A 12,520-nucleotide genomic window follows, 5' to 3' on the forward strand; every position below is an offset into this window, starting at 1 on the left:
ACCTTTCATCGCTTCAGATAAGGCCCGCCCGCATTCGCCGATGGGCCCGTTGTTCGAGCGGCAAGCAACATCATGGCTGCTGACGCCCGGCCGAGCAGACTCGCGTCGGCCGCGCCCATGATTTGGCGCTGCAGCAATGCTTTCAATCGGTTCGTCTGTCGTTCGGGCTCCCCGCGCGGCGGCATCAAAGCATTCCTATCCAGCATCAACGGAGGAGAACGCAAATGCGCAAGACTCTGAGCCTACTTGCACTTGTCGCCGGCATCGTCGCAGCCCCGGCGGCGCAGGCCGACATCACCATCGGCTTCGTCACCTCGCTCAGCGGCAACGGCTCGTCGATCGGCATCCCCTATGGGCGCGGCATCAACGCCGCCTATGAATACAAGAAGACCATCAACGGCGAGACCGTTCGCCTGATCCAGCTCGACGACGGCTCCGACCCGTCGGCCGCGACCCGCAATGCCCGCAAGCTGGTGGAAGAAGAGAAGGTGGACCTCCTGATCGGCACCGCGACGGCCCCCTCGACCATCGCCATGGCGGCGGTGGCGAGCGAGCTGAAGGTGCCGATGATCGCGGTCTCGCCGATCGGCAAGCTGCCTGATACGCCCGAGCAATGGGTGGTGTCGGTGCCGCAGCCGGCCTCCCTCCTCGTCAAGATCGTCGCCGACCGCATGAAGCGCGACGGCATGAAGAACATCGGCTATATCGGCTTCTCCGACGCGTGGGGCGACCTCGTCTACAACGGCGCCAAGGCCGCCGAAACCGCCGGCGACATCAAGATCCAGACCAACGAGCGCTATGCCCGCACCGACACCTCGGTCACCGCGCAGATCCTGAAGGTGCTTGCCGCGCGGCCGGACGCGGTGCTGGACGGCGGCTCCGGGACGCAAGGCGCGCTGCCTCTGCTCAGCCTCGCCGAGCGCGGCTTCAAGGGCAACACCTACGGCACCGTGGCGCTGGTCAATCCGGATTTCGTCAACGTCGGCGGCAAGGCGGCCGACGGCATCCAGGTCTCTGCGGGTCCCGTGATCGTCGCCGAGCAGCTTCCCGACGAGCACTTTGCCAAGAAGATCGCGCTCGACTTCCGCAGCGTCTACCAGAAGACCCATAACATCCCGACCACCGACGGCTTCTCGGCCTACTCCTTCGACGCCTGGCTGATCTTCGCCAACGCCGCCGAGCGCGCGCTCAAGACCGCGAAACCCGGAACGGCCGAATTCCGCACGGCGCTGCGGGACGCGATCCTCAGCACCAAGGAGCTGCCGGGCGTGCATGCCGTCTACAACTTCAAGCCCGGTGCGGTGACCGGCGTCGACGAGCGCGCGCTCGTCGTGGTGCGCCTGACCGGAGGCGCCTGGAAGTACGCGCCGTAGTCGGAAGGCGGCAGACAGTCAAAACGGGGGAACGGCGTCTCAATGACGAGTGATATCGCAGCCATTCTTGCGATCGACGGGATCGCCACCGGCGCAGTCTACGCGCTGGTGGCGATCGGGACCGTCCTCATCTTCACGGTGACACGGGTCATCTTCATTCCCTTTGGCGACATCGCCGCATTCACCGCGCTGACGCTGGCGGCCCTCGATGCGAAGCGCTTTCCGGGCACGGGGGCGCTGGTCGTCATCCTGGCCTGCCTTGCGACCCTGATCGAGATCGTCTCGCTCATGCGCGCCGGCGAGCTTCGGCTGCTGCCACGCGCGCTCTTCTTCTACCTCGCGCTTCCGCTGGCCGTGGTCGGCCTCGCCTGGCTGACGATGCGCGCCGATCCTCCGCTAGCCGTCAGGCTCGTGCTCGCGCTGATGCTGATCACGCCGATCGCCCCGCTTCTGGACCGGATCGTCTTCCGCCCCATCGCGGACGGAACGGTGCTGTTGCTCCTGACGGTCTCGGTCGCACTGCATTTCGCGCTTGTCGGCCTCGGCCTGCTCTTCTTCGGACCTGAAGGCGTCAGAACCGAACCGCTGACGTCGCTCTCGACCGAGTTGGCCGGTGTGCTGGTCTCGGGCCAGACCATGCTGATCGTGATCGCAGCGCTCGTCTTCAGCGGCCTGCTCTATCTCTTCTTCGACTTCACGCTGGTCGGAAAATCGCTGCGCGCCACCGCCGTGAACCGGACCGGCTCCCGCCTGATGGGAATACGGCCCGCCCGCGCCGGCACGATCGCCTATCTGCTGGGCTCGCTGATGGCCGGCGTATCGGGCATCCTGATCGCGCCTGTGAACACCGTGTTCTACGATTCCGGCTTCCTGATCGGCCTCAAGGCCTTTGTCGGCGCCATCGTCGGCGGCATGACCAGCTATCCCGGCGCGGCGATCGGCGCCGTCGGCGTCGGCATTCTCGAAAGCTTCGCATCCTTCGAGAGCAGCGCGCTGAAGGACGTCATCGTGTTCTCGCTTCTGATCCCGATCCTGATCTGGCGTTCCCTCGCCTCGCTGCATTCCGAGGAGGAGATCGAGGAATGACGCGCTTCCAAATTCAGCTCGTGGCAATGGTGGCGCTGGCGTGTCTGGCGGTGGCCCCCTTCGTGCTCAGTCCGTTCAGCATCACGCTGATGAACTACATTGGCATCTATTCGCTGGTCGCCATCGGCCTTGCCCTGCTCACCGGCGTCGGCGGCATCGTATCCTTCGGACAGGCAGCGTTCGTGGGCGTCGCGGCCTATGCGACGGCGTGGGTCTCCGCGCTGAACGGATACTCCCCGTGGCTCGGCCTCTTGTTCGGCGTGGCGCTGACCTGCTGCGTCGCGGCCATCCTCGGCGTCGTCACCTTGCGGCTTCAGGGCCATTTCCTCTCGCTCTCGACCGTCGCATGGGGCCTTGCGATCGGCTTCCTGTTCGGCAATGTCGAGGGGCTCGGCCGCTTCAACGGCATCTCGTCGATCCCGCCGATCAGCATCGGATCGTTCGCGCTTGTTACGAGCGCGCAGATTTATTTCCTGATCTGGGGCATCGTCGCGGCCGTCCTCCTGCTCGGATACAACCTGCTGGACTCCCGGCTCGGCCGTGCCATGCGGGCGCTCCGCGGCGGCAACACGCTGGTCGAGAGCCTCGGCATCAACGCCTTCCGGATCAAGCTCGTGACCTTCGTCATCGCGGCCTTCCTGGCCTCGCTCTCCGGGTGGCTCTACGCCCATATGAGCCGCTTCATCAGCCCCGGCCCGTTCGATGCCGGCATGGGCATCGAATATCTGATGATGTCGATGGTCGGCGGCGCCGGCAGCCTTCTCGGCGGTGTCGTCGGTGCCGCGGTCGTCACCTTGCTCAAGAACAGCGTGCAGGATTATCTGCCGCTGATCGCCAAGGGCGCTTCCGGGCAGCTCGAGATCGTCGCCTTCTCGGCGCTGTTCATCCTGTTCCTGCAATGGGCGCGGCAGGGCATCGTGCCATTCGTTGCGCGCTACCTGCCGAAGATCAAACGCGAGCGGCCGGAGCCGGCGGCTCCCCTGCCCCGCCGCGCACAACCGGCACCGGGCGAACTACTTTTGAAGGTCGACGGCGCCGAGCGCCGGTTCGGCGGCCTCGTCGCCGTCAACAATGTCAGCTTCGAGGTACGCTCCGGCGAGATCCTTGCCGTCATCGGCCCGAACGGCGCCGGCAAGAGCACGATGTTCAATTGCCTGACCGGCGCGCTCCGGGTCAACAAGGGCGAGATCATCTTTGCGGGACGCCCGATCACACGCGATCCGCAATCCCGCATCGCCAAGGCCGGGATCGCGCGGACCTTCCAGCATGTGAAGCTGCGGCCGCGCATGAGCTTGCTCGAAAACGTCATGCTCGGCACCTACGCCCGCACCAGCACCGGCCTGTTCGCCAGCGCCCTCCGTCTCAACCAGCGCGAGGAAGCCAGCGCGCGGCACGAGGCGCTGACGCAGCTCGAGCGCGTCGGGCTCGGCGAAAAACCGTTCGAGCTCGCAGGCAACCTGCCGCTCGGCAACCAGCGCATTCTGGAGATCGCGCGTGCGCTCGCCGCGGACCCGGCGCTGCTGGTTCTGGACGAGCCGGCGGCCGGCCTTCGCCGCCAGGAGAAGCTGCGGCTTGCGGAGCTGCTCAGATCGCTACGGTCGGATCACCTGACCATCCTGATCGTCGAGCACGACATGGAGTTCGTGATGTCGCTGGTCGACCGCATCGTGGTGCTCGATTTCGGATCCAAGCTCTGCGAAGGCGCTCCAGCCGCGATCCGCAGCGACGAGCGGGTTCAAGAGGCCTATCTCGGAGGCGTCGCGTGAGCGAGATGTTTTCCATGACGGACGTGACCATCTGCTACGACAATGTCGAGGCGGTCCGCAACGTCTCGCTGTCGGTCGAGGAAGGGCAGATCGTCACCGTCATCGGTCCGAACGGCGCCGGCAAGACCACGCTGCTGATGGCCGCCATCGGCCTGCTCGCCTCGCGCGGCCGCATGGCGTTTCAGGGCAATGACATCGGGAAGATGTCCGTCGAGGATCGCGTCGAGCGGCGGCTATGCCTCGTCCCGGAAAAGCGCGAGCTGTTCTCCGACATGTCGGTCGCCGACAATCTCCTGCTCGGCTCCTACAGCCTGCGCGACCGCTCGGGCGTCCAGAAGACGCTGGACGAGGTCTATGATCGCTTTCCCCGCCTGAAGGAGCGGCAGCGCCAGGCCGCCGGCACGCTTTCCGGCGGCGAACGCCAGATGCTCGCGCTCGGGCGCGCGCTGATGGCCAAGCCGAAGCTTCTCATGCTGGACGAACCGAGCCTCGGCCTCGCGCCGCTGATCGTGCGCGAGATCTTTCGCACTATCGCGTCGTTGCGCGACCTCGGCGTGTCGATCCTGCTGGTGGAGCAGAACGCCCGCGCCGCGCTGGAGACGGCCGACTACGGCTACGTGCTCGAAACCGGCGAGATCGTGCAGTCCGGCCCCGCCAAGGACCTCATCCATGATCCCCGGCTGATCACGGCCTATCTCGGCGGCCACTAGGACCGGCCCTTGCAGGCCGCACAACAAAAAGTCGAAAAACAACCCCATGCACAGTAGCCGGGGACAGTGATATCAATGGCTTAACAGCCCCTCGCCATCGCTTCTGATTTTTCGAAGCAGAGTTGACCCGTCGGGCAAAACAGGGGCATGATGCCATCATCGCCGCGCTCACCCCAGTCGTTGGCTGGTTGGGCGCCGTGCTGATCCGGAGGCAACGATGCGCGACACGCGGGACCGCTGGCATCTATCCTCGATGCTCCTGGCGGTCTCCGGCACCCTGTTGGTCGGCGTCGGCATCTACTTCCTGTTCCTCCGCCCTCCATTGCTGCCGGAGGACATCCGGTACATGAGCCTCACCCCGGCCGAATTGCAGTCGGTCGGGCCCAGGCTCATGTCATGGCTGACCTACGTCTTTCGTGTGATGGGCGGCTACGTGGCGGCTACGGGAATGCTCGCGCTCACCTTGGCCGCGACGTCCTTCCGCGACCATCGCCCCGTGGCTGCGGTCGGCGCCGGGGTTGCTGGCGGGCTCTCGATCGGGTTGATGGCCGCCGTCAACTTCATGATCCAATCGGATTTCAAATGGGTGCTGCTCGGCATGGCGCTCGTCTGGGGGGCGAGCATTGCAACGTTCGTCCGCGAGTCCGCCCTTGCTTCGCGACAGAGCCGGGTACGCAACCCTGACCTACGTCAATAACTGAACGGCCTGTCCAGCCGATGATCATGTCCCTGTCCTTCCTGTCGGTCCATCTCAGTGCGATGCCGTGCAACAATCAACGCCCGCCAAGGAACAAGTGTCCCCCTGTAACAGTTGCCAGCGACAGAACCCGGAGTCGACCTTTGATTTAGACGCCGCTGGACGTTCGAGTGTCACAGCGGCGCATTTGAACCGATAGGTGTTCAACGCGAAATCATCGCGAGACTTAAGATCAGCGAAGGATATGCCATTGCGTGTCTTCATCCTCGCATTGTCAGTCTTGGGAATTCTCGTCGGTGCAAATGGTGCCGTGGCCGGTCCGAGCACGACCGACCGTGAGCTGATCGCATCCGTCGATCCGGCGATCGTTGCCGGCGAGGCAACTCAGGAAACCGAAGATCAGATCGGCCTCAACAAGGGAAAGCGTCGCGACGTGCAGCGCCGGCTGACCGATCTCGGTTTCGACACCAAGGTCAACGGACGGTTCGACGGGTCGACCCGCGCCGTCATCACGCGCTGGCAGGCGGCACGCGGCTATCCCAGGACAGGCTTCCTAAACCCGCTGCAGCATCAGGCGCTCCTGACCGAATCCGCCTCGGCGGCGCATGCCGGCGTCAGCGGCAGCGACAAATCCGATGACGACCGTCCAACCCGTCGTCGCACGGGTGCTCACCATCAGCACGGCGGGGGTGGTCCCGGCGGACTGATTGGCGGCGTGGTGGGGGGACTGTTCGGACGCAGGTGACCGAGGTGCTCCAGGTAGTGCAGGTTTCAGGCGTTCATGTCCCCGCCGGGCCGGGATAGTGGACGAGGTAGCTGCACGGGGCGGTGGTGCCTTCCGGATGCGCCGCGACATCGGTACGGGCAAATGTGTCCAGGGCTGCTCTGTGCTTATTGTCAAGGATTGGGGGAGTTGCCATGTTCTGAACTAATCGCGGCCCCTTGGGTGGAGGGAACACGCAATGGAGAGCGAGAACCGTCAAGCCCATTGGGAAGGCGTCTACACCCACAAGGGCGAGAACGAAGTAAGCTGGTTTCAGGAAAGTCCGGCTCCTTCGCTTGAGTTGATTGCCCGGGTCGGCGCGGCTCAGGCTTCGGCCATCATCGACATCGGTGGGGGTGCTTCGCGCCTGGTCGACAATCTCATTGATCGGGGCTTTGAGGATGTAACCGTCCTCGATTTGTCCGGGGCGGCACTTGAGGCCGCGAAAGCCCGCCTTGGAAGCCGGGCCGCACAGGTTCATTGGATCGTCGCGGATGCAACAGCCTGGGAGCCGCTGAAGGCTTACGATGTTTGGCACGATCGGGCGGCCTTTCATTTCCTGACCGAGGAGCGTGACCGTGCTGCGTATGTCGCGCGTCTCGGACGGGCCTTGAAAGTCGGAGGGCACGCAATCATTGCCACCTTTGCGCTCGACGGACCTGAACGATGCAGCGGCCTTCCCGTCGTGAGGTACGATGCTGCGAGCCTCGGTCAGACCCTCGGTAGCGCGTTCCAACTCGTTGAGACCCGGCGGCACGCTCATGCGACGCCTTGGGGCACCGATCAATCATTCCAATTCAGTGTGTTCCGCCGCTGCTCCTGAACCGCGACGCCGCGCAGAGGAGTTGGTTCAACTCATGACGGCTTGGCAGAGCGTGGCAATTGCAAAGCAGGGCGGACCTTCTGCGCGAGTGTCTCATCCCATGGTCGGCGGGCTCGACACCGCGTCGGCTTAGGTCGCGACTGGAGTAACCATCCGATCTTCATCTATCCGCAATGGTCGTTTCTTTGGCGAAGGGCTACCTCCGCTCGTGGCCCTTAGCCGAAGGTCGATTGAGCGCGTGTCATGTCGGCTGCCAACATTTTTGAAACTTTGCCCGATACTCTCGCGCCGTCTGCGTTTGGAACTGAAACATTTTCTAGCCTGAACGATTTACTCCCGGGGCTTCGCAAGATGCGAGGCATTCATGAACCCTCTTTCGGCGAGCGACGTGTTCCTTACGGTCGCGGTTATGAGCACGACGTTCCTGATCGAGATCGGGTTTTTCATCCTGATCGGAATGTTCTGAAATAGCGCGCTATTGGGGTGATGCGCAGCGGGTGCGAAGGTCTAGTTCTCCTCGAACTTGATGGTTGAGACCGGCCATCTTCCGTCATGACCTTTGATTGAAATCCGAAGCCCGTGCAATTCATCCAGCCAAACTTTCTCGACCGTGCCTGCCTTTCCGTCAGTAAGGACGACGGTTTTGCCGATCAATTCGGATTGCGCCTTACCGTACTCATTCAAGATCGTCGATGCACGAAGCTTCACCGGCGGCATCGTTCATCCATGTTCGCCCAGCCGACTGCGGCTCAACCGCGCGGCTTGTTACAGTGCTCGGCCGCTTCGAATTCGCGGAGCCGATCGATTTGCGCTCTCAGGCTCGCCGGTAGTTTCGACTCTGGTTTCAGCGACGCACGTAGTCTCTCGCCGATCTCTCGAATGATGGCCCGACAGTGTATGTGGTCAATGTCAATTCGGTTGCGCATGACGGAGCCTTCGGTTCCGGCAGCACCCCGTGCCTCCCCCCCGCAACCGATCGGGGCACTGCTGGCGATTTTGAATAGAACTGGAGACCGTCGCTTTGGGCTATCTGCGCGAGCGCTTGTGTTAAGACTTGTGTTAAGAACAGCGGGTCGTTCGCCACGACCTTTGGCTATCCGCGACATGCGCCGTGTTACTACCGGCGAGCGACGGCCTCAGTTTTTCTAAAGCCTGGCGGACGCTTTCGTTCCTTGATTTCTGATCGCGACCGCGATGTTCCATTCCGAAGGAGGGAACCTGCCCCAGCGGGTAGTCGCTGGCGCCATGGAAGCAACTTCCGATGCGGCCGAAAACATTGGGCCGCAGTGTTCGGGAACCATTTCTGAGGGTGCCCGGTTAGTTCATGGGGCGATAAAGGGGATCATCATCATGAGGACCAAATATCTCGCTGCGATTGCGATAGCTGTTCTTGCTTGTAGTGGGCTGGTCGTGAATTCCGTCGGCTCGCTTCATCGCGAAAAGCAGTCCACGCCGGCCGCCATACAAGTGGCGGACCGATTAGCTGGGTCCTTGGATCCGTATTTGATCCGGTCTGGTGGCTAAAGCGGCCGGTGTAATTCAGAAATGCATTGGCGGCGCTGCCTTAAGTCATGGGGCATCGCGCCCGTTCGACAAGCAAGGCTGTAACGCCTTTGCCTCACATCCCATCGCGCTCGCATCCAGCCGTCGCATTCCTCGTCTGTCGGATTGAACGCTGCCTCCGCCTACGCCGCAACTTCGTGTCCGTTACTTCCGATATTGGCCCATCGCGTCAGTTAGTCCGATGCAGCGTTTGTCTGGAGTTGGGGGTAAAGCCGACCTGCCGGCTGAACGCCCGGACTTCTCAGCTTGCCCCTTAGCGGACTATTATGTTTGACGCTCGATAGCTTAGGGAAGCTGGAGAAGCGAGATGTCGCTCATTTTATGCCTACTTGCCATTGCGCTGCTCGGCGTTGCCGCATGGTGTTTCCGGTCCGCTATGTTGGAGCTAAGCAAATGGTATCCGCAAGAGCCAATGGACACCATTTCCCGCAGGTTCGAGGTTGATAGTTTCGTCTGGAGCTCACGCGCACCGCGCGCATTGCGCCGTCGGTATATTGCGACACAGGCGTGCGCGATCCCGGCGATCCTCTGCCTCGCGGCACTGGTTTGGCTGAATGAGACACGTCCCGATGTCCGTATCTGGGGAACTGTCGCATTCTGCACCGTGTCATTTCTTATCGCCGGTGTTCTGGCGTGGAAAGTCATTCGGCACGAGGTGTGACCCATCGACGTCCTTGGGACGCAGGACTGGTATTGACCCTGAGCGGACATTGCCCGGTATTTTTCTCAGATTGGGAAGGCTGGCATCATTACCTTACGATGCAAGATAGCAGCCGCCAGGCGGGATCGACGCACCGAATAGTCTGCCCAGCATGCCAAGGATGTTGTGATCGCCAGAGTTCGTTTGGTTGTGAGTATCTCGACGCGGATGGACAAGATCGGTTTGCGATGCAACGGCATGATAGACAATTGTCGATAGCATTAGTGTTAGCATTCGTTGTAGTGCTGACGGCTGCCTATGCTATCGACAGGGCAGGCTACTGGCCACGTGCTCTTACAACGGATAATGGCTTAGATTGTCCACCTCTTCTGGAAGTCAGCCAAGCCTTGGCGCGCCGCGACTACGATCAAGCAATCCGGAGCTATACGGAGGTTTTGGCAAAAACCTTTTCGTCCCGAGACGCCGCATGTCTACTCCGTGACCGCGCCCACGCCAGGGAGCAAATCTCCGACACGGCTGGGGCAGAAGCAGACTGGAATGAAGCTATTCGAATTAGCCCAACGGAAGCCCGCTTATATTCCTCACGAGGTTTTTTCTATCTCGGGCAGAAGCACTACGATTTGGCCCTCGCAGATTTCGAACACGGAAGGCAAATCGCGCCACGAAATAGTGCCTTTCCATATGGCCTCGGACGCACTTATGCATCGCAGGGAAAGCTCAAAGACGCGGTGGAGGCGTACAGTGAAACCATACGCCTCGCGCCCGAAATGTACACGGCATTTCGATGGCGCGCAAAAGCCTATCGAGAATTGCACATGGACATCGAAGCCGCCAGGGACGATGAGAGGGCACAAGCATTAGAGAAGAAGTTCTGGGATGCAGTAGCCCGGACAGAACCTTCAAAAGAGAAATGAACATCGGGTGGCGATCCTCGATCTGCTCAAAGTATGCCTGGGGCAAAAGTCCGGAAACGGCCCATCGCGTCAGTTAGTCCGATGCAGCGTTTGTCTGGAGTTGGGGGTAAAGCCGACCTGCCGGCTGAACGCCCGGACTTCTCAGTTTGATCCGCTTCAGACATTAGACAAAGTGCCAATCCCGAGTGCATTGGACTGGCCGCGCCTTTGTGACCAACCTCACATACCATCCGCTTGCCTTTCGGCAGGCTGTGAATACGCTGCTCACGTTTGATTTGGGGCTGTAATGGGCGCGCTTCGGTTTTTCTTGATCATTTTTGCCGTGTGGCTCGGATGCGTACCGGCAATGGCCGAACGGCGCGTCGCGCTGGTGATCGGAAATTCGGCGTACAAGAGCGTGGCCCGGCTAACCAACCCAGCGAACGATGCCACCTTAGTTGGCAGCATGTTCAAGAAGGCAGGTTTCGAAGCTGTCGACATCAAGCTCGACCTCACTGTCGCGGAGATGCGAAGGGCACTGCGTGACTTTGGCGACAAGACGAAGGATGCCGAGGTCGCCGTGATCTATTACGCCGGTCACGGCATCGAACTTGATGGCACCAACTATCTGATCCCCACGGACGCAACGCTGGAGAGGGATAGCGACGTTCTCGACGAGACGATTGCTCTGGACCGCGCGCTGTTCGCGGTCGACCCCGCGAAGAAGCTCCGCCTCGTCATTCTCGATGCCTGCCGCGACAATCCGTTTGCCAAGACGATGAAGCGGACGATCGCCTCGCGCGCCATCGGGCGCGGCCTCGCCAAGATCGAGCCGACGAGCCCGAACACGATGATTGCTTTCGCGGCGAAGGCGGGCTCGACGGCGTCAGATGGCGATTCCAAAAACAGTCCGTTCGCGGCAGCTCTCGTCGAGCGTCTGCCGACGCCAGGGCTCGATCTGCGCAAGGCCTTTGGCTTCGTCCGCGACGATGTCTTGAAAAATACCGGCAACAAGCAGGAGCCCTATGTCTACGGCTCGCTCGGCGGCGATGACGTGCCGTTGGTCGTAGCGAAGCCGGTTGCGACGGGACCACAGGCGAACCCCGATGAGGCGGTCCGTCGCGACTATGAGCTGGCCCTGCAAATCGGCACTCGCGAGGTCTGGACCGCATTCCTCGCAAAGTACGCAGACGGATTCTACGCCAGCTTGGCCAAGGGGCAGTTGAACCGGATTGCCGCGGAAGAGACCCGCGCCGCAGCGGTTGAGAAGGCGCGGCTGGCCGAGGAGGAGAAGACAAGGCTGGCATCCGAACGCGCGAAGAAGGCCGAGCAGGACAAGGCGGCGGCCGCCGCCAAGGCCGCCGAGGATGCCCGGCTCGCGGCCGAGAAGGCCAAGCAGATCGAGGAAGCCAAGGCGGCCGCGGCCGAGCAGCGCAGGAAGGATGCCGAGGCCGCCGTCGCCAAGGCGCTGGCCGACAAGCAGGCTGCCGAGAAGGCGCTCGCCGACAAGATCGCGAACGACAAGGCGGCTTCCGAGCTGGCAGCAAAGCAGGCGACTGAGAAGGCTCAGCGTGACGGCGAGCAGAAGGTCGCGGCAGTTGCCCCAACACAATCGGCGCCGAGCCTCTCGCCGCAGGAGACTGCCAAACTGGTGCAGTCAGAACTCCGTCGGGTCGGGTGTCTGACTGGCGCCGCTGACGGAGATTGGAACGCGGCCTCACAGCGCTCGCTGACGCTGTTCAACCAGCATGCCGGGACGAAGTATGACACCAGGCTGGCCAGCTTCGACGTGCTCGATGCTATCAAGAGCAAGCCGGGGCGCGTCTGCCCGCTGGTCTGTGACCGCGGTTTTAGGGCTGATGGCGATGCCTGTGTTAAGATCGCCTGCCGCGCAGGCTATCGCGTCAACAGCGACAATGAGTGCGAGAAGGTTCAGGATAAGAAGCCCGTCGCGATCCGCGAGGACGCCAAGCCGCGCGACGACGAGAGAAAGAAGAGCGAAGCCGCGCCCGCAAAGCCGCAGGCGACTGGGCAGTTGATTTGCAATAGTGCGGGCTGCCGTCCGGTAAAGCCTGGATGCCGGGTGGTGCCCTATCAACAGTTCAAGCACGGGTCCGTTAGCACCGGTCAGCCACAAGAGGAGTGCAACTAGCTCGATTCATCTGGCGATCACTCTGAATTTGTG

At 62.1% G+C, this 12,520-nt stretch carries 11 protein-coding genes; 10 read left to right on the plus strand and 1 reads right to left on the minus strand.

What is annotated here, in order from left to right; all coding sequences use genetic code 11:
• Positions 1-224: 224 nt before the first annotated feature.
• From XI08_RS00575 to XI08_RS00605, 7 genes are all read left to right on the plus strand, one after another.
• Positions 225-1,373 carry an ABC transporter substrate-binding protein gene (locus XI08_RS00575; RefSeq protein WP_271572900.1) on the plus strand — a complete coding sequence of 383 codons (1,149 nt, stop codon included), beginning with the start codon at positions 225-227 and terminating at the stop codon, positions 1,371-1,373.
• A 42-nt stretch (positions 1,374-1,415) separates the two neighbouring features.
• Positions 1,416-2,459: a branched-chain amino acid ABC transporter permease gene (locus XI08_RS00580; RefSeq protein ID WP_271572901.1), complete on the plus strand. Its 1,044-nt coding sequence runs from the start codon at positions 1,416-1,418 to the stop codon at positions 2,457-2,459.
• Positions 2,456-4,225, plus strand: a complete 1,770-nt coding sequence (locus XI08_RS00585; RefSeq protein ID WP_271572902.1) for a branched-chain amino acid ABC transporter ATP-binding protein/permease — start codon at positions 2,456-2,458, stop codon at positions 4,223-4,225. Before XI08_RS00580 ends, XI08_RS00585 begins: the two co-directional genes overlap by 4 nt.
• Positions 4,222-4,935, plus strand: coding sequence for an ABC transporter ATP-binding protein (locus tag XI08_RS00590; RefSeq protein ID WP_271572903.1), 714 nt, complete (start codon positions 4,222-4,224; stop codon positions 4,933-4,935). Before XI08_RS00585 ends, XI08_RS00590 begins: the two co-directional genes overlap by 4 nt.
• Before the next feature lie 217 nt (positions 4,936-5,152).
• Positions 5,153-5,632, plus strand: coding sequence for a hypothetical protein (locus XI08_RS00595; RefSeq protein WP_271572904.1), 480 nt, complete (start codon positions 5,153-5,155; stop codon positions 5,630-5,632).
• A 199-nt stretch (positions 5,633-5,831) separates the two neighbouring features.
• Positions 5,832-6,377, plus strand: a complete 546-nt coding sequence (locus tag XI08_RS00600) for a peptidoglycan-binding domain-containing protein (protein WP_333926649.1) — start codon at positions 5,832-5,834, stop codon at positions 6,375-6,377.
• A 217-nt stretch (positions 6,378-6,594) separates the two neighbouring features.
• Positions 6,595-7,218: a class I SAM-dependent methyltransferase gene (locus XI08_RS00605; RefSeq protein WP_271572905.1), complete on the plus strand. Its 624-nt coding sequence runs from the start codon at positions 6,595-6,597 to the stop codon at positions 7,216-7,218.
• Between the two features lie 507 nt (positions 7,219-7,725).
• On the opposite strand, the gene XI08_RS00610 is transcribed toward XI08_RS00605, so the two are convergent.
• Complete coding sequence (locus XI08_RS00610) at positions 7,726-7,935, minus strand: PRC-barrel domain-containing protein (protein ID WP_027548869.1); 210 nt, start codon at positions 7,933-7,935, stop codon at positions 7,726-7,728.
• Between the two features lie 1,153 nt (positions 7,936-9,088).
• On the opposite strand from XI08_RS00610, the gene XI08_RS00615 reads away from it, so the two are divergent.
• From XI08_RS00615 to XI08_RS00625, 3 genes are all read left to right on the plus strand, one after another.
• The gene (locus tag XI08_RS00615; RefSeq protein ID WP_271572906.1) at positions 9,089-9,442 is read left to right on the plus strand and encodes a hypothetical protein; all 354 of its coding nucleotides are present in this window, start codon (positions 9,089-9,091) and stop codon (positions 9,440-9,442) included.
• Positions 9,443-9,723: 281 nt separating this feature from the next.
• Positions 9,724-10,356, plus strand: coding sequence for a tetratricopeptide repeat protein (locus XI08_RS00620; RefSeq protein ID WP_271572907.1), 633 nt, complete (start codon positions 9,724-9,726; stop codon positions 10,354-10,356).
• 286 nt (positions 10,357-10,642) lie between these two features.
• Positions 10,643-12,487, plus strand: a complete 1,845-nt coding sequence (locus XI08_RS00625; RefSeq protein WP_271572908.1) for a caspase family protein — start codon at positions 10,643-10,645, stop codon at positions 12,485-12,487.
• Positions 12,488-12,520 lie beyond the last annotated feature (33 nt).

Source organism: Bradyrhizobium sp. CCBAU 11361, assembly GCF_028128935.1.
GTDB classification, from domain to species: Bacteria; Pseudomonadota; Alphaproteobacteria; order Rhizobiales; family Xanthobacteraceae; genus Bradyrhizobium; species Bradyrhizobium niftali.